The organism is Pseudomonas sp. NFX15 (assembly GCF_049132105.1).
In the GTDB taxonomy this organism is placed as follows: domain Bacteria; phylum Pseudomonadota; class Gammaproteobacteria; order Pseudomonadales; family Pseudomonadaceae; genus Aquipseudomonas.
The window spans coordinates 1-15477 of record NZ_JAFMPV010000009.1; the positions used below are offsets into that span (position 1 = coordinate 1).

A 15477-nucleotide genomic window follows, 5' to 3' on the forward strand; every position below is an offset into this window, starting at 1 on the left:
AACGACACCGCCCCCTGTTGGAGCGCGCTTGCCCGCGAAGGCGGTGTGTCAGCCTGTGAAGATGCCGAGTCGGACGGCCCCTTCGCTGGCAAGCCAGCTCCTACGGTGGATTTGTGGCGTATGTCGAAGCTGTAAACGACACCGCCCTCTGTAGGAGCGGGCTTGCCCGCGAAGGCGGTGAGTCAGCCTGTGAAGATGCCGAGTCGGACGGCCCCTTCGCTGGCAAGCCAGCTCCTACGGTGGATTTGTGGCGTATGTCGATGCTGTAAACGACACCGCCCCCTGTTGGAGCGCGCTTGCCCGCGAAGGCGGTGTGTCAGCCTGTGAAGATGCCGAGTCGGACGGCCCCTTCGCTGGCAAGCCAGCTCCTACGGTGGATTTGTGGCGTATGTCGATGCTGTAAACGACACCGCCCTCTGTAGGAGCGGGCTTGCCCGCGAAGGCGGTGTGGCAGTCAATGGTGATGTTGAAACAGCCAACCTATTCGCTGGCAAGCCAGCTCCTACAGGTTTTTCGTGTGCCTGAAAGCGGGTTGCTCAGCTCAAGCCCTTGTCGGTTCAGGTAATCTCTTCTGGTTATATAAACATTCTTAAATAGTCTTTTTAAGAATATCTGCGCGTCTCTAGTATTGCTCTCACGCCGCAAGCAGTGCCGACACTGCGAGGCAACCTCCCAGTTGAAGGAGCAGCACCATGAGCGCATCCCTGCGAAGCATCGACGGTCAAGACGAAGCCACCATCCTGCGTGAAATCCAGAGTGCCCTGCGCGACCTGCGCTTTGGTGCCGTGGAAATCACCGTGCACAACGCCCAGGTGGTGCAGATCGAGCGCAAGGAAAAATTCCGTTTGCAGCAGCCGGGCAACAAACCGGGCTGAGGCAAATCAGGCACCGCGATACCCCATAAGAAAAAGCCAATACACCAGAATTCCAGGAGCTTTCACCATGTCGTCGATTCGTCATTTCGCTTTGGCCGCCCTGGCCAGCGCCCTTTTTGCCGGCTCCGCCGTTGCCAAGGACTACGAGCTGCTCAACGTGTCGTACGACCCGACCCGTGAGCTGTATCAGGACTACAACGCCGAGTTCGTCAAATTCTGGCAAAAGGACCACGCGGGCGACACCGTGAAAATCCAGCAATCCCATGGTGGTTCGGGCAAGCAAGGCCGGGCGGTGATCGATGGCCTGCGTGCCGACGTGGTGACCCTGGCCCTGGCCGGTGATATCGACGAAATCGCCAAGCTCGGCAAAACCCTGCCGGCCGATTGGCAAAAACGCCTGCCGGACGCGAGCACGCCGTACACCTCGACCATCGTGTTCCTGGTGCGCAAGGGCAACCCCAAAGGCATCAAGGACTGGGGCGACCTGGTCAAGAATGACGTCTCGGTGATCACGCCGAACCCGAAAACCTCCGGCGGTGCGCGCTGGAACTTCCTCGCGGCGTGGGCCTATGGCCTGAAAGCCAATGGCGGCGACGAAGCCAAGGCCAAGGAATACGTGCAGACCCTGTTCAAGCACGTCCCTGTACTGGACACCGGCGCTCGCGGTTCGACCATTACTTTCGTCAACAACGGTCAGGGCGACGTGTTGCTGGCCTGGGAAAACGAAGCCTTCCTGGCGCTGAAGGAAGAGGGCGGCGCCGAAAAATTCGACATCGTCGTGCCTTCGCTGTCGATCCTCGCCGAGCCACCGGTGGCTGTGGTCGACAAGAACGCCGAGAAAAAGGGCAACGAGCAGATCGCCGAAGCCTATCTCAAGCACCTGTACAGCCCGGCCGGGCAGGAGATTGCGGCGAAGAACTTCTATCGTCCACGTGACAAGGATGTCGCCGTCAAATACGCCCAGCAGTTCCCGAAACTGGAACTGGTGAGCATCGACAAGGACTTCGGCGGCTGGAAAACCGCGCAGCCGAAATTCTTCAATGACGGGGGCGTGTTCGACCAGATCTACCAGGCGCAATAACCTGGCTTAAGCTGCATAAATGCAGGAGCGGGCTTGCCCGCGAAGACGGTGTATCAGGCGGCATTGACGTTGGCTGACACACTGCCTTCGCGGGCAAGCCCGCTCCTGCATGAATCGCGTTTTAGCTGAACAATTTTTAACCAAGGACTTTTATGTCGCGTCGTATCTCCCCCGTCATACCCGGCTTCGGGCTGACGCTGGGCTACACCTTGGTGTACCTCAGCCTGATTGTGCTCATACCCCTGGCGGCGATGTTCGTGCATGCCGCCCAACTCACCTGGGACCAGTTCTGGGCAATCATCTCGGCGCCACGGGTGCTGGCGGCGCTGAAGCTCAGTTTCGGCACCGCGCTGGCCGCCGCCATCATCAACGGCATCATTGGCACGCTGCTGGCCTGGGTCTTGGTGCGCTATACCTTCCCTGGACGAAAAGTGATCGATGCGATGATCGACCTGCCGTTCGCATTGCCCACAGCCGTGGCCGGTATTGCGCTGACCGCGTTGTACACCCCTAGCGGGCTGGTCGGTCAGTTTGCAGCCGATCTGGGGTTCAAGATCGCCTACACCCCCCTGGGCATTACCCTTGCCCTGACTTTTGTGACACTTCCATTCGTAGTACGTACCGTACAGCCAGTACTGGCTGATATTCCTCGTGAAGTGGAAGAAGCGGCGGCGTGCCTGGGTGCGAAACCGTTGCAGGTTTTTCGTCATATCCTGGTGCCGGCGCTGTTGCCTGCCTGGCTCACCGGCTTCGCCCTGGCCTTTGCCCGCGGGGTCGGCGAGTACGGTTCAGTGATTTTCATCGCTGGCAACATGCCGATGAAAACCGAGATTCTGCCGCTGCTGATCATGGTCAAGCTCGACCAATACGATTACACCGGCGCGACCTCCATTGGTGTACTGATGCTGGTGGTTTCCTTCGTCCTGTTGCTGCTGATCAACTTGTTGCAGCGGCGCATCGAAACCCCATAAGGAGGCGGCACCCATGTCCCAATCGTCTATTGCTGCCGCTTCCTCGAACGCTGCCCGCCGTGGCAGTGCGACTTCGCGGCGAATACTGATCGGCCTCGGCTGGCTGATTTTTGCGCTGTTCCTGTTGTTGCCGTTGTTCATCGTGGTGTCCCAAGGCCTGAAGCTCGGCCTCGGGGCGTTTTTCACCGCGATCTTCGAGCCGGACGCGCTGTCGGCACTGAAGCTCACGGTCATCGCCGTGCTGATCTCGGTGCCGCTGAACCTGGTGTTCGGTGTGAGTGCCGCGTGGTGCGTGAGCAAATACTCGTTCCGCGGCAAGAGCATGCTGGTGACGCTGATCGACCTGCCGTTTTCGGTGTCGCCAGTGATCGCAGGTCTGGTCTATGTGCTGATGTTCGGCGCCCAGGGCCTGTTCGGCCCATGGTTGCAGGACCACGACATCCAGATCGTCTTCGCCCTGCCGGGCATCGTGCTGGCGACGATCTTCGTTACCGTGCCGTTCGTGGCCCGCGAGCTGATCCCCCTGATGCAGGAGCAAGGCACCCAGGAAGAGGAGGCCGCGCGCCTGCTCGGGGCCAATGGCTGGCAGATGTTCTGGCACGTCACCGTGCCCAACATCAAGTGGGGCCTGATCTACGGCGTGGTGTTGTGCACCGCCCGGGCCATGGGCGAATTCGGTGCGGTGTCGGTGGTTTCCGGGCACATTCGCGGGGTGACCAACACCTTGCCGCTGCACGTCGAGATCCTCTACAACGAATACAACCACGTGGCCGCGTTCGCCGTGGCGAGCCTGTTGCTGATCCTGGCGCTCTTCATCCTGCTGCTCAAGCAGTGGAGCGAAAACCGTATCAACCGCCTGCGCGCCAGCGCCGCGGAGGAATAATTCATGTCGATCGAAGTGCGTAACGTCAGCAAGAATTTCAATGCATTCAAGGCGCTGGACAACATCAGCCTGGACATCCACAGCGGCGAACTGGTCGCATTGCTCGGCCCGTCGGGCTGCGGCAAGACCACACTGCTGCGGATCATCGCCGGCCTGGAAACTCCCGACCAGGGCAACATCGTGTTCCACGGTGAAGACGTGTCCGGCCACGATGTGCGTGATCGCAACGTCGGTTTCGTGTTCCAGCACTACGCCTTGTTCCGCCACATGACGGTGTTCGACAACGTCGCGTTCGGCCTGCGCATGAAGCCGAAAAACCAGCGCCCGAGCGAAAGCCAGATCGCCAGCAAAGTCCACGAGCTGCTGAACATGGTACAACTGGACTGGTTGTCGGACCGCTATCCGGAACAACTTTCCGGTGGTCAGCGCCAGCGCATTGCCTTGGCTCGCGCCTTGGCGGTAGAGCCTAAAGTGCTGCTGCTCGACGAGCCTTTCGGCGCCCTCGACGCCAAGGTCCGTAAAGAACTGCGTCGCTGGCTGGCTCGCCTGCACGAAGACATCAACCTGACCTCGGTGTTCGTGACCCACGACCAGGAAGAAGCGATGGAAGTCGCCGACCGCATCGTGGTGATGAACAAGGGCGTGATCGAACAGATCGGTTCACCGGGCGACGTCTATGAAAACCCGGCCAGCGATTTCGTCTATCACTTCCTCGGCGACTCGAACCGACTGCACCTGGGTGATGACAAACACGTGCTGTTCCGCCCACACGAAGTATCGTTGTCGCGCCATGAACTGGACGACCATCACGCGGCCGAAGTGCGGGATATTCGACCGCTGGGCGCGACGACCCGGGTGACGCTGAAGGTCGAAGGGCAGAGCGATCTGATCGAGGCTGAAGTGGTCAAGGATCACGACAGCCTGATCGGTTTGGCGAAGGGCGAGACGTTGTTCTTCAAACCGAAGGTCTGGCAGAAGGTCGCGAATATTTAAAATCAAAAGCTTCGCTGGCAAGCCAGCTCCTACAGGGAATTGTGTCGTTCACGCATCTCCTGTAGGAGCTGGCTTGCCAGCGAATGCGATCTAGACAGCCGCACGCTTCGGATTGACCCGCACACTTCCCGCCCGCGCCTCGATCTGCTCCTTGAGGTCATGCCGCATCCCCAGCATGAACGCCAGCTCGGCCACTACAAACAGCGGCCCGACAATCAACCCGGTCACGTCATCGACAAAGGCCGGTTTGCGCCCTTCGTAGTGATGGCCGACGAACTGGATCGCCCAGCCGATCACAAACATCGCCACGCCGCTGCCCAGCCAGACCAGCGTGCTTTGCTGCGCCAGCGCATGACCGGCCCACACCGAGAGCCCGAGCAACACCGTCATCAGCACGCCCAGGCGCAATTCCAGGCGCAGGTAAAACCACGCCGACGCCAGCGAGACGAGCACGGCCGGCGACAGCCACACGCCACCCACCGACCATTCCGGCCGTGACAGCAGCACCGCGACGGCCACCACGATCAGTGGGATGCCGATAAAGTGCGAGGCAATGTTGCGCGGATCACGGTGGTAGGTGGCGTATTGACTGAGGTGGTCGACGAGGCTTTTCATTGTTGTTCTCCTGTAGGGTGATTGATCATGCCCCGGGGCCAGTTCCCGCTCTGTCAGCCAGGCGACAATCACTAGGAGTTTTCATGGATATGCAGGTCTGGCGTCCACGCCTGATGAGCGGTCAATGGTTCAGCCATTTGCCTGTATCACTTCAGGATAGCCTGCTGTCGGCGGCCCGGTTGCGGCGCCTGTCATCGGGCCAGCGGCTGTTCAAGCGCGGCGACCCGCCCTGTGGCCTGTACGCGGTGCTTGAAGGTGCGGTGCGCGTGGGGGCTGTCAGCGAGCAGGGCAAGGAAGCGCTGCTGAGCCTGGTGGAAACGCCGCACTGGTTCGGCGAGATCTGCCTGTTCGACGGCCAGCCGCGCACCCACGATGCCTATGGCGTGGGCCAGTGTACGCTGCTGCACATACCCCAGAACACCTTGCTCGCGCTGCTCGACGAGCATCCGCAGCACTGGCGGCAACTGGCGTTGCTGATGAGCCAGAAACTGCGCATGACCTTCATCAACCTCGAACAACTGAGCCTGTTGCCGGCCCCGGCACGGCTGGCGCACCGCTTGCTGATGATCGCCGAAGGCTACGGCCAGACCACCCCGCCACGGCGGGTCCTGCAACTGCCCCAGGAGCAACTCGCATCGATGCTGTCGCTGTCGCGCCAGACCACCAACCAGATCCTCAAGGACTTGCAGGGGCAGGGGATCATTGGGCTGAGTTACGGCGAAATCGAGATTCTCGATGCCGAGCGGTTGCGGGCATTGGCGATGGTGTGATCCCAGGCAGTAGAAGCGGCTGGACTTCGGTGCAAATCTGCACTAAATACAATGCATAGTTGCTGAAAAGACAAAATATGCACTGTATATGATGCATGGTGGTGAAATGGAAAACCTCGGCGAACTGATCCGAACCCTGCGCAAGCAGAGAAAACTCTCCCAGCAAGACGTGGCACAGCAATATGGAATGAGCCGTGCAACGATCTCCGGCATCGAAAACAACACCATTTCCGAAATTGGCCTACGCAAAGTCGAGGCGATTCTCAACGGCTTCGGTTACGAGCTGACCGCCGTACCGCGACCATCGCAGCGGCCGACGCTGGACACCCTGAAAAAGGCCGACTTTCATGGATGAGCCGCAGGATCGACTGAACATCAGCGTTTCCAACCGTGCAGTCGGAACCCTCGGCCGTGGCCAACCTCCGATCGACACCGTGTTTGCCTACGCCGAGAATGCGCCTGAACAAAACGCCGTCTCGTTAACCATGCCGGTGCGTCTCGAGAGTTACGCGTGGGAACCCGGTGTTCCACCGCTTTTTGAAATGAATCTTCCAGAGGGCGCCTTACGCGATGAATTGACGCGTCGTTTCAGCAAGGCCGTGCGAGGGTTTGACGACTTTTCGATGCTCGCCATTGTCGGCCCGCACCAGCTTGGAAGAGTCAGCATTTCAAAACCGCAAGAACCGCACAATCAGCCGCCTGAAACCAGCCTGGCGGATTTGCTCGTGCACGATGGCGCGCAAGGTCTGTTCGAAGACCTCTTGCAGACCTATGGCCAATATTCGGGCGTTTCCGGTGTGCAGCCGAAAGTGCTGGTGCGTGACAGCGCGTCCTCCATCGACCGGTTGTCACATCGGGGGGCGACGCATCTGGTCAAGGCCTTTCGGCCAGAGCAATACCCGGAACTCGCTGCCAATGAATACTTCTGCATGCGAGCGGCATTGCATTCGGGCCTTGAAGTGCCGAAGTTCGAACTCAGTGAACACGGCAAATTCCTGATCGTTGAACGCTTCGACCTCAATGAAAAAGGCTATCTTGGGTTCGAGGACTTCTGCGTACTCAACGCCTGGCCTGCCAAAGCCAAATACGATGGTTCATATGAAGGGGCGGCCAAGCAGATCAAGGCCTTCGTTTCCCCGGCTTTGCTCAATCAGGCACTGGAGTCGTTTTTCAAGATCGTCGCACTTTCATCGGGGCTGAAAAATGGCGACGCGCACCTGAAGAATTTTGGCGTCCTGTATGAAGACTGTGCGGTCGATGCGTCAATCAGCCTGGCGCCCGCCTACGACATCATCACCACGTCGGTCTACATCAAGACCGACAGCATGGCGTTGTTACTGGGCGGATCTAAAGCATGGCCCAAGTACAAGATGCTGATGCGGTTTGGCCGTTCTGCCTGCAATCTGACCGAGGGCCGCTGCAACGAATTGCTGCAACAAGTCATCCACGGGATGCAAATGGCGATGGGCGAGATGAGCCAACACATCAAGGCCAACCGCGCCTTTGCCAAGGTCGCAGGGGCAATGCTCGAGCAGTGGGACGAGGGTATGGCGCGCAGCCTGGTCAAAGGCTGATCAACGCAACCCATCCCGAAACTGCCCCGGCGTCATCCCGGTCCAGCGTTTGAACGCGCGGCTGAAACTGCTGGTGTCGGCAAACCCCAGCAAATAGCTGATCTCGCTCAGCGATACCTGCGGGTCGCGCAGGTGCAGCAGCGCCAGGTTTTCGCGGCTTTCGTTGAGCAGCGTATCGAACCGGCAGCCTTCATCGGCCAGGTGCCGTTGCAGGCTGCGCAGGCTCAGGTGCAGGGCCTTGGCGATGTGTTCGGCGCTGGGCTCGCCTTCGGGTAATTGCTCTTCGATGGCATCACGCACCTTGCGCTCCCAAGTCAGCGGCTTGAGTTGCGCCAGGGTGCGCTTGAGCACGGTTTCGTTGTGTTCGGCCAACTCCGGGTTGGCGTCATCCAGGTGGCTGTCGAAATCGACGAGGGCAAATTCGAGGCGGTCTTCGCCAGCACCGAAATGTATCGGTGCGCGAAAGACCTTGTGCCACTGGTGCGCGTCTTCCGGCTCCGGGCGCCGCAGGTAAACCGCCAGCGGCGCGTAGTCGCGACCGAGGCGGTTCCGGCAGGTGCGCACATAAATCGCCATGAACGCATCGATGGCCTCGAAGGCCGGCAGCGGATTGCCCGGCGGGATTTTCAGGCGAAAGCGGTAACGGTCATCGTCGCGGATCAGTTCCAGCTCCTGGGCATCGCTGACCACCTGGTGATAGCGCACGATACGCTCGAACACTTCCCGCAGGCTGCCGCTGGCCACCAGTGCATACCCCAGCGCATGAAAGGTGGTCGGGCTGACAAAACGCGAAACCCGCAAGCCAATCGCCGGATCGCCGCTGACCTGCACCGCCAGTTTCCACAGATGCGTGGTGCCCGACAGCGGATAACGCGCGTTCGGGTCGTCCATCAAGTTCGGGTCGAGACCCGCCTGATGGCACAGGGCAGTGCTGTCGAGGCCCAGGGCATCGAGTTGCTTGCGCAGGGCGCGGGTCCAGCTGGCGAGGGAGGTCGGTTCAGTCATGCTGATTGGCGCTTCCAGTCAACAGGTTGGCGTTCTCGGCTACCGCGTTGCGAACGTTCGCAAGGCAGGATGCAACCATCAATAACCAGAGGATGGAAGCATGAGCGGCACTTCTGCAAGCCCCCAACGACTGAATGCATCACAACGATCCGCCCATATCCGTGAAGTGGTGCTGGCCAAAGGTGTCGAGCTGCGTGAGCGGTACCCGATTCTCAAGCATCAGGACGCCCTCGGCGCGGGTATTCTGACCTTTGCGTTGGCCGGCATGGTCGGTTCGGCGGCGCTCTACATGACCGGGCACATGGCCTGGTGGGCGTGCCTGTTGCTCAACGGGTTTTTCGCCTCGTTGACCCATGAACTGGAACACGACCTGATCCACAGCATGTACTTTCGCAAGCAGAAGGTGCCGCACAACCTGATGATGGGCCTGGTCTGGCTGGCTCGGCCGAGCACCATCAACCCGTGGATCCGTCGTCACCTGCACCTCAATCACCATAAGGTTTCGGGCTCGGAAACCGACACGGAAGAACGCGCCATCACCAATGGCGAGCCTTGGGGCATCGCGCGATTGCTGATGATTGGCGACAACATGATGTCGTCGTTCATTCGCATGCTGCGGGCCAAGACCTGGGCCATGAAGTTCAGCATCATCTACCGCACGCTGAAGGTCTACGCACCGCTGGCGCTGATGCATTGGGGCGCGTGGTATGTGTTTCTCGGTTTCCACGCCGCGAACGGCGTTGCGCACCTGATGGGCGCGCCGATCGAATGGTCGGCGACCACCTTGTCGGTGATGCAGGTGATCGACATTGCGGTGGTGGTGATCATCGGTCCGAACGTGCTGCGTACGTTTTGCCTGCACTTCATCAGCTCGAACATGCATTACTACGGTGATATCGAGCTGGGTAACGTGATGCAGCAGTGCCAGGTGCTCAACGCCCCGTGGCTGTGGCCGCTGCAAGCGTTCTGCTTCAATTTCGGCAGCAGCCACGGCATCCATCACTTTGTGGTGAAGGAACCGTTCTACATCCGTCAGTTGACCGTGCCGGTGGCACACAAGGTAATGCGCGAGATGGGCGTGCGCTTCAATGATTTCGGCACCTTTGCCCGGGCGAACCGGTTTGTGCGCAAGGCAGACGTTCAGGGCCAGGCTGTGGAGGGTGCGCGCGCCTGATGGCCTCTTCGCTGGTAAGCCAGCTCCCACAAGGGCGACGCATGACCTGTGGGAGCTGGCTTGCCAGCGAAGGCGGTTTAACAGGCAATATCAATCCGGTTGAAACGGCGACTCGCTCAAGATCACCCCGGTCTCATCCACATACCTCTGCCAATGCTCGATCAGCCCACTGAGTTTCTCCGGCTGACTCGACGCCAGGTCATGAATTTCTCCCGGATCACTGCCCAGATCATACAGCTGCCAGGTTGCCGGCCCCACCGGCCCCGGGATGTACACCGCCTTCCATTGCCCCTGTCGAATCGCTCGTCGCCCGAACAATTCCCACCCGGTCACGGTGTGCTCGTCATGCACCTGCGCCGTCTCGCCCGACAGGAACCCAAGCCATGATTTGCCGCGAACTTCTGCCACGGGTTTGCCGTGCCATTGCTTGCCCGGATGGCGCACGCCGGCAAGGTCCAGAATGGTCGGTGTGATGTCCATCACGGTGCCAAAACCGTGGCTGATCTGGCCTTTGAGCGGCAGCTGCGGATAGTGCACCAGCGCGGGCACGCGGATCCCGCCTTCGGTGGTGAAGGCCTTGAACAGCCGCGACGGTGCGGTCGCCACCTGCGCCCAGTTCGGCCCGTACCAGACGTAGGAATTGGCCCGGCCGATGTTATCCAGGCTGTTGTCGTAATGCTGGTTGAGGTAGGTCAGCAACTGCGGGCCGAATTTCGGGAAGGCCTCCAGCAATGCGCCTTCGGCACCGTTGTCGGACATGAACAGGATGAACGTATTGTCCAGTTGTCCCTGCTGGCGCAGGTAGTCGACGACGCGGCCGATGTTCCAGTCCATGCGCTCGACCATCGCCGCGTAGACCTCCATCGCCCGCGCAGAAATCTGCCGTTGTTCATCGCTCAGGGCATCCCACTGTGCCGTCAACTGGATCAGCGGATGCGGTTCGACATCGGCCTCGATCAGCCCCAGCTTCTTGAGTTTTTCCAGACGCTCAAGTCGCAGCACTTCAGGGCCAGCGTCATAACGGCCACGGTATTTCTCGACCACATCGGCCGGCGCCTGTAACGGCCAGTGCGGCGCAGAAAACGGCAGGTAGGCGAAGAACGGCCGGGTCTGATCGCGCTCCTTGAGGTATTGCAGCAGCTTGTCGCCGAAGGCATCGGAAGAATAAAAATCCTTGGGCAGTTTATCGATGAACTGGTCGTCCTCGATGTACAGCGCCGGGGTGGATTTCAGCAACCGTGGCGTTGACTCATCGTAGGTCGGCTCGAAGCCGTAATGGTTGGCCGCGCCTGGTAACAGCGAAAAAGAGCGCTCGAACCCCCGGGCGTGTGGCGCCAATTCCGCGGTCAGGCCCAAGTGCCATTTGCCGCTCATCAACGTCTGGTAGCCGGCCTCGCGCAGCAACTCGGGCAGGGCGACCACGCGGTCGTTCAAATGCCCTTCGTAGCCCGGTTTGCCAATCAGGTCCGGGGTGAGGGCTTCGGCCATGGTGCCGATGCCGGCGATGTGGTGGTCGGTGCCGGTGAGCAGCATCGAACGGGTCGGCGAGCAGGTGGGTGCGGTGTGGAAATCGGTCAGGCGCAGGCCATTGTTGGCCAGGGCATCGAGGTTCGGCGTGTTGATTTCACCACCGAAGGCACCGAGGTCGGAAAAACCCAGGTCGTCGGCCAAAATCACCAGAAAGTTGGGACGTTGCGGCATCAAAATTTCCTTTTTCAGTAGGCAATGAAGGACAGCGGCAGATCGCGGACCTGCACCGGCACGGGCGGCTGGTAGTGATCGTCGCTGGTGAGTTCGTGAAGCAGTTCTTCGCGCAGTTGGTGGAAGTCAAAACTGCTGCGCTGGCGCGGATGGGGCAGGGCGATGTCGACCACTTGCTTGATGCGGCCGGGGCGCGGCTCCATCACCACCACGCGGTCGGCGAGGAAGATCGCTTCCTCGACATCGTGGGTGACCAGCACCGTGGTGATTTTTGCCCGCGCGCGGATCGCCAGCAGTTCGTCCTGCATCTGCTGGCGGGTCAGCGCATCGAGGGCGCCGAAGGGCTCGTCGAGCAGCAAAATCCGGGGGCTGGCGACCAGGCCGCGAGCGATGGCCACACGCTGCGCCATGCCACCGGAGAGTTGGTGCGGATAGGCGCGGGCAAAGTCGCCGAGGCCCACCAGTTCGATGAAATCATTGATGCGCTGGTGTTTTTGCGCGGCGCTCAATGGCTCGTTGACCAGGCCCAGGCCGATGTTGTCGGCCACGCTCAGCCACGGGAACAAACGGTGTTCCTGAAAGACGATGCCGCGTTCGCCCCCGATGCCGGAGACCGCTTTCCCATCGACGGTGATCTGCCCGCGAAACTGTGTATCAAGGCCCACCAGCAAGCGCAGTAAGGTGGATTTGCCGCAACCGCTGGAGCCGACGATCGCGACGAATTCGCCCTCGGCAATCTCCAGGTTGAATTCTCGAATGGCCTCCAGTTCGAAGCCGTCGACGTCGAAGGTTTTGCCCACGTGATTGAAGCTGACAATCGGTGCGTTCATGCGTGTCTCCAGCCAGTGGCGCGGATTTCCAGGCGTTGGCCAATGAGGTTGAGCAGGGCGCCGGTCAGGCCCACCAGGAGCATGCCGGCCATGATCAGGTCCATGCGCAGCAGTTGCTGGGCGCCGATCATCTGGCTGCCGATGCCGCCGTTGGACGGCATGAAGTATTCGGCGCCGATGGTGCCGAGCCAGGCGTAGATCAGGCTCAGCCGCAACCCTGCAAAAATCCCCGGCGCAGCGCCGGGCAATACCAGCCGAGCGAGGCGCTGGCGCAGGTTCAGGCGCAGCACTTGCGCGGCTTCGTTGAGCTGCGGCGAGAGATTGGCGACGCTGCGTTGGGTGGCGATAAACAGCGGGAAAAACGCGGCGAGGGCGACGAACACCCACTTGGCCAATTCCCCCAAGCCGAACCATGCGGTGAGCAACGGCACCCAGGCGAAAATCGCGATCTGGCGCAGTGCCGCGAGGGTCGGGCCGAGCACGCGCTCGCTGGTTGGCGATAGCCCCAGCAACAAGCCGAGAGCAAACCCGAGGCCACCACCGAGCAGCAATCCACCCAGGGTTCGACCGAGACTCAGGGCCATGCCGTTCACCAGTGTGCCGTCGAGCAGGCCATTGAAGGTGGTGTGCAGCACGGCCAGCGGACTGACCAGAATATTCGCGTCAATCCATTGCTGATCCGAAGTCAGTTGCCACAACGCCAGAAGCGTCAGTGGCAGCAGCCACGGTTGCAAGCACTGCCAGCCTTGATAACGCGGCCCACGACGGATTTCAGCGGTGGCCGGGTGTGGCCAGTGCACCAGTTTGCTGTCCAGCAGGCCGATGGCGCGGTCCATCGCCACGCCGATTACGCCGATCACTACGATGCACACGAACACGATATCGAGCATGAACAACTGCCGTGCCCAGACCATCAGGTAGCCGATGCCTTCGCTGGAAGCGAGCAGCTCGACAGCCAGCAACGAGGTCCAGCCTGCGGCCAGCGCCAGGCGCACGCCGGCCATGAAGGCCGGCAGCGCGGCAGGCAATATCAAGCGTCGGATCAACAGGTGCCTGGGCAGGCGCAACACGGCGGCGGCTTCGCGCAATGTTGGTTGTGCATCGCGTACACCAACCAACGTGTGCAGGGTCACCGGCACGACGATGGCCTTGACCAGCACCACCAGTTTGAGCACTTCGCCGATGCCGAAAAACACCATGAACAAGGGAATCCAGGCCAACGTCGGGACTTGGGCCAACCCAGCGAACGTCGGAAACACCAGACGCTCCAGTCGACGGCTGAAACCCAGTGCCGCACCCAAAACAGCACCAGCGCTGATCCCGGCCAGCAGCCCCCAGAACAAGCGTTGCAGGCTGATCCACAAATGGCTCCATAGCTCGCCTTGGGACAGCTCGACCGCGCTGCTCCAGACCAGTGTCGGCGCCGGCAGGATCTGCTCGCTCATCCAGTGATTGCGGCTGGCGAGCCACCACAATGCAAACAGACTGAGGGGCAACAGCCAGGGCAAGAGCCGCTGGTTCAGCGTCGGCCAGAGTTGTCGACCCTCAAGCTGAGGTGCGGCCAGTGGCAGATCGAGAAGGGAAACACGGGTCATGAGGTGACCTCCGTTGTCGGAATGGACGCGTCATCAAAAACACACGGTCTCTTGTAGGAGCTGGCTTGCCAGCGAAGGCGGTGTATCTGATAGACCGGGTTGTCTGAATTCGCTGGCAAGCCAGCTCCTACAGTTATTCGCAATTGATCTATTAATGTATGGAAATAAGCCATTAAGAAATAATAGAGGTCATTTAAGGCCTCACCGTCGACCCACATCCAATGCCTTCGAAGAATATTTTTCATGCGGCCGAGGCATAGCTTGCGCAGAGGCCCGTGGTCGTTGGTATAGATCTAAAAGATCTAAAAATGTGAATTTATAGTATTTAAGTGATGATCCCACTTCAGCCTACTTTCGGCTCTTCAACGCCCGTTACCCCAAGGAGCCGCACCCATGAACATTCCCTTCAAACGCGTCATCAGCCTGCTCACTGCACCGGCGCTGGCGGGCCTTCTGGCCTTCTCGGCCAACGCCGATGAGCTAAAGGAAATCCGCATCGCCGTGCCGGACCTGAGTGCCGGCACCCTGCACAGTGGCGGCGGTGTCGTGGACGTATTGCGCGATCAACAGATCTTCGAAAAAGCCTTCGCCGACCAAGGCATCAAGATCCAGTGGAATTTCTTCAAGGGCGCAGGCCCGGTCATCAACGAGGCGTTCGCCAACGGGCAAGTGGACCTGGCGTACCTCGGTGACCTGGCCGCGATCATCGGCAGGTCCAATGGGCTGGACACGCGATTGCTCAGTGCCTCGGCGCGCGGGGTCAAGCACTACCTCGGCGTGGTGCCAGGTTCAGGCATCAAGACCCTGCAAGACCTCAAGGGAAAACGCGTGGCGATTTTCCGTGGCACCGCCAGCCAGTTGTCCTTCGATGCGGCGCTGGCCAGCCAGGGCTTGAGCGAGAAGGATGTGAAAGTCATTAACCTGGACTTCAACGCGGCGGTCGCGGCGCTCGCGGCGAAGCAGATCGATGCGTCGTGGAGTGGTTCCGCGCTCGCGGCATTACAGGCCAGGGGGCTGGCTGAGTTGCCGCTGACTACCAAGGACCTCGGTGGGGCCGGCAGCGTGCAGGCGGTATTGGTGGGCAGCGGCAAATTTGTCGACGAGCACCCGGACGTGGTCGCCAAATTGCTCAAGGCGCAGCAGCAAGCCGTGGCGTGGCTGACCCAGGAAAGCAACAAGGAGGCTTACGTGCAATTGGTGTCGGGGCTGGCGAGTTATCCGCCGGTGATTCTCAGCCAGGACCTGAAGGATCAGAAGTTGAGCGAAGTGTTTCCCTCGACACTGGATCCGGTGTTCCTTGGCAAATTACAGGATTCGGTGGACCTGGCTTCGCAGCAGAAGCTGATTCGCAAGCCGTTCAAGGTCAGTGATTGGGTGGCGCCGGAACTGGCGGCGGCGAAACTTTGATTC

The 15477-nt window shown here is 60.3% G+C and carries 15 protein-coding genes; 10 read left to right on the forward strand and 5 right to left on the reverse strand.

The window, feature by feature from the left end; genetic code table 11:
* The first annotated feature begins 692 nt into the window (after positions 1 to 692).
* The 5 genes from oscA (at position 693) to J1D76_RS11955 (ending at position 4803) form a co-directional block, all read left to right on the forward strand.
* Complete coding sequence (gene oscA, locus J1D76_RS11935; RefSeq protein WP_003248957.1) at positions 693 to 875, forward strand: sulfur starvation response protein OscA; 183 nt, start codon at positions 693 to 695, stop codon at positions 873 to 875.
* A 67-nt stretch (positions 876 to 942) separates the two neighbouring features.
* Positions 943 to 1956 carry a sulfate ABC transporter substrate-binding protein gene (locus J1D76_RS11940; RefSeq protein ID WP_421138516.1) on the forward strand — a complete coding sequence of 338 codons (1014 nt, stop codon included), beginning with the start codon at positions 943 to 945 and terminating at the stop codon, positions 1954 to 1956.
* Positions 1957 to 2108: 152 nt separating this feature from the next.
* A complete protein-coding gene (gene cysT / locus J1D76_RS11945; RefSeq protein ID WP_421138517.1) occupies positions 2109 to 2927 on the forward strand; it encodes a sulfate ABC transporter permease subunit CysT in 819 nt (272 codons plus the stop codon).
* 13 nt (positions 2928 to 2940) lie between these two features.
* The gene (gene cysW, locus J1D76_RS11950; RefSeq protein ID WP_007972954.1) at positions 2941 to 3810 is read left to right on the forward strand and encodes a sulfate ABC transporter permease subunit CysW; all 870 of its coding nucleotides are present in this window, start codon (positions 2941 to 2943) and stop codon (positions 3808 to 3810) included.
* A gap of 3 nt (positions 3811 to 3813) precedes the next feature.
* Positions 3814 to 4803, forward strand: a complete 990-nt coding sequence (locus J1D76_RS11955) for a sulfate/molybdate ABC transporter ATP-binding protein (protein ID WP_421138518.1) — start codon at positions 3814 to 3816, stop codon at positions 4801 to 4803.
* 90 nt (positions 4804 to 4893) lie between these two features.
* Here the strand turns inward: J1D76_RS11955 and J1D76_RS11960 are convergent, their stop codons facing one another.
* The gene (locus tag J1D76_RS11960; protein ID WP_421138519.1) at positions 4894 to 5418 is read right to left on the reverse strand and encodes a DUF962 domain-containing protein; all 525 of its coding nucleotides are present in this window, start codon (positions 5416 to 5418) and stop codon (positions 4894 to 4896) included.
* Positions 5419 to 5501: 83 nt separating this feature from the next.
* On the opposite strand from J1D76_RS11960, the gene J1D76_RS11965 reads away from it, so the two are divergent.
* From J1D76_RS11965 to J1D76_RS11975, 3 genes are all read left to right on the forward strand, one after another.
* A complete protein-coding gene (locus J1D76_RS11965; RefSeq protein WP_421138520.1) occupies positions 5502 to 6188 on the forward strand; it encodes a Crp/Fnr family transcriptional regulator in 687 nt (228 codons plus the stop codon).
* Positions 6189 to 6294: 106 nt separating this feature from the next.
* A complete protein-coding gene (locus J1D76_RS11970; protein WP_421138521.1) occupies positions 6295 to 6543 on the forward strand; it encodes a helix-turn-helix domain-containing protein in 249 nt (82 codons plus the stop codon).
* Positions 6536 to 7762, forward strand: a complete 1227-nt coding sequence (locus J1D76_RS11975; RefSeq protein ID WP_421138522.1) for a type II toxin-antitoxin system HipA family toxin — start codon at positions 6536 to 6538, stop codon at positions 7760 to 7762. Before J1D76_RS11970 ends, J1D76_RS11975 begins: the two co-directional genes overlap by 8 nt.
* Here J1D76_RS11975 and J1D76_RS11980 read toward each other — a convergent pair whose 3' ends face one another.
* The gene (locus J1D76_RS11980) at positions 7763 to 8767 is read right to left on the reverse strand and encodes an AraC family transcriptional regulator (protein WP_421138523.1); all 1005 of its coding nucleotides are present in this window, start codon (positions 8765 to 8767) and stop codon (positions 7763 to 7765) included.
* A 100-nt stretch (positions 8768 to 8867) separates the two neighbouring features.
* On the opposite strand from J1D76_RS11980, the gene J1D76_RS11985 reads away from it, so the two are divergent.
* Positions 8868 to 9941: a fatty acid desaturase gene (locus J1D76_RS11985; RefSeq protein WP_421138524.1), complete on the forward strand. Its 1074-nt coding sequence runs from the start codon at positions 8868 to 8870 to the stop codon at positions 9939 to 9941.
* 90 nt (positions 9942 to 10031) lie between these two features.
* Here the strand turns inward: J1D76_RS11985 and J1D76_RS11990 are convergent, their stop codons facing one another.
* The 3 genes from J1D76_RS11990 to J1D76_RS12000 are packed head-to-tail and all read right to left on the reverse strand — an operon-like array spanning position 10032 to position 14067.
* A complete protein-coding gene (locus J1D76_RS11990; RefSeq protein WP_421138525.1) occupies positions 10032 to 11642 on the reverse strand; it encodes an arylsulfatase in 1611 nt (536 codons plus the stop codon).
* A 14-nt stretch (positions 11643 to 11656) separates the two neighbouring features.
* Positions 11657 to 12472 carry an ABC transporter ATP-binding protein gene (locus J1D76_RS11995; RefSeq protein WP_421138526.1) on the reverse strand — a complete coding sequence of 272 codons (816 nt, stop codon included), beginning with the start codon at positions 12470 to 12472 and terminating at the stop codon, positions 11657 to 11659.
* Positions 12469 to 14067 carry an ABC transporter permease gene (locus tag J1D76_RS12000; protein ID WP_421138527.1) on the reverse strand — a complete coding sequence of 533 codons (1599 nt, stop codon included), beginning with the start codon at positions 14065 to 14067 and terminating at the stop codon, positions 12469 to 12471. Before J1D76_RS12000 ends, J1D76_RS11995 begins: the two co-directional genes overlap by 4 nt.
* 393 nt (positions 14068 to 14460) lie before the next feature.
* Here J1D76_RS12000 and J1D76_RS12005 point away from each other — a divergent pair, with 393 nt between their 5' ends.
* Positions 14461 to 15474: an ABC transporter substrate-binding protein gene (locus J1D76_RS12005; RefSeq protein ID WP_421138528.1), complete on the forward strand. Its 1014-nt coding sequence runs from the start codon at positions 14461 to 14463 to the stop codon at positions 15472 to 15474.
* Positions 15475 to 15477: the final 3 nt, after the last annotated feature.

What these genes read in the sequence shown, in the direction of transcription:
- J1D76_RS11985 (WP_421138524.1), top strand. Translation starts at nt 8,868, where the DNA reads ATGAGCGGCACTTCTGCAAGCCCCCAACGACTGAATGCATCACAACGA.
- J1D76_RS11960 (WP_421138519.1), bottom strand. Translation starts at nt 5,418, where the DNA reads ATGAAAAGCCTCGTCGACCACCTCAGTCAATACGCCACCTACCACCGT.
- J1D76_RS11955 (WP_421138518.1), top strand. Translation starts at nt 3,814, where the DNA reads ATGTCGATCGAAGTGCGTAACGTCAGCAAGAATTTCAATGCATTCAAG.
- J1D76_RS11965 (WP_421138520.1), top strand. Translation starts at nt 5,502, where the DNA reads ATGGATATGCAGGTCTGGCGTCCACGCCTGATGAGCGGTCAATGGTTC.
- cysW (WP_007972954.1), top strand. Translation starts at nt 2,941, where the DNA reads ATGTCCCAATCGTCTATTGCTGCCGCTTCCTCGAACGCTGCCCGCCGT.
- J1D76_RS12005 (WP_421138528.1), top strand. Translation starts at nt 14,461, where the DNA reads ATGAACATTCCCTTCAAACGCGTCATCAGCCTGCTCACTGCACCGGCG.
- cysT (WP_421138517.1), top strand. Translation starts at nt 2,109, where the DNA reads ATGTCGCGTCGTATCTCCCCCGTCATACCCGGCTTCGGGCTGACGCTG.
- J1D76_RS11990 (WP_421138525.1), bottom strand. Translation starts at nt 11,642, where the DNA reads ATGCCGCAACGTCCCAACTTTCTGGTGATTTTGGCCGACGACCTGGGT.
- J1D76_RS11995 (WP_421138526.1), bottom strand. Translation starts at nt 12,472, where the DNA reads ATGAACGCACCGATTGTCAGCTTCAATCACGTGGGCAAAACCTTCGAC.
- J1D76_RS12000 (WP_421138527.1), bottom strand. Translation starts at nt 14,067, where the DNA reads ATGACCCGTGTTTCCCTTCTCGATCTGCCACTGGCCGCACCTCAGCTT.
- J1D76_RS11980 (WP_421138523.1), bottom strand. Translation starts at nt 8,767, where the DNA reads ATGACTGAACCGACCTCCCTCGCCAGCTGGACCCGCGCCCTGCGCAAG.
- J1D76_RS11970 (WP_421138521.1), top strand. Translation starts at nt 6,295, where the DNA reads ATGGAAAACCTCGGCGAACTGATCCGAACCCTGCGCAAGCAGAGAAAA.
- oscA (WP_003248957.1), top strand. Translation starts at nt 693, where the DNA reads ATGAGCGCATCCCTGCGAAGCATCGACGGTCAAGACGAAGCCACCATC.
- J1D76_RS11975 (WP_421138522.1), top strand. Translation starts at nt 6,536, where the DNA reads ATGGATGAGCCGCAGGATCGACTGAACATCAGCGTTTCCAACCGTGCA.
- J1D76_RS11940 (WP_421138516.1), top strand. Translation starts at nt 943, where the DNA reads ATGTCGTCGATTCGTCATTTCGCTTTGGCCGCCCTGGCCAGCGCCCTT.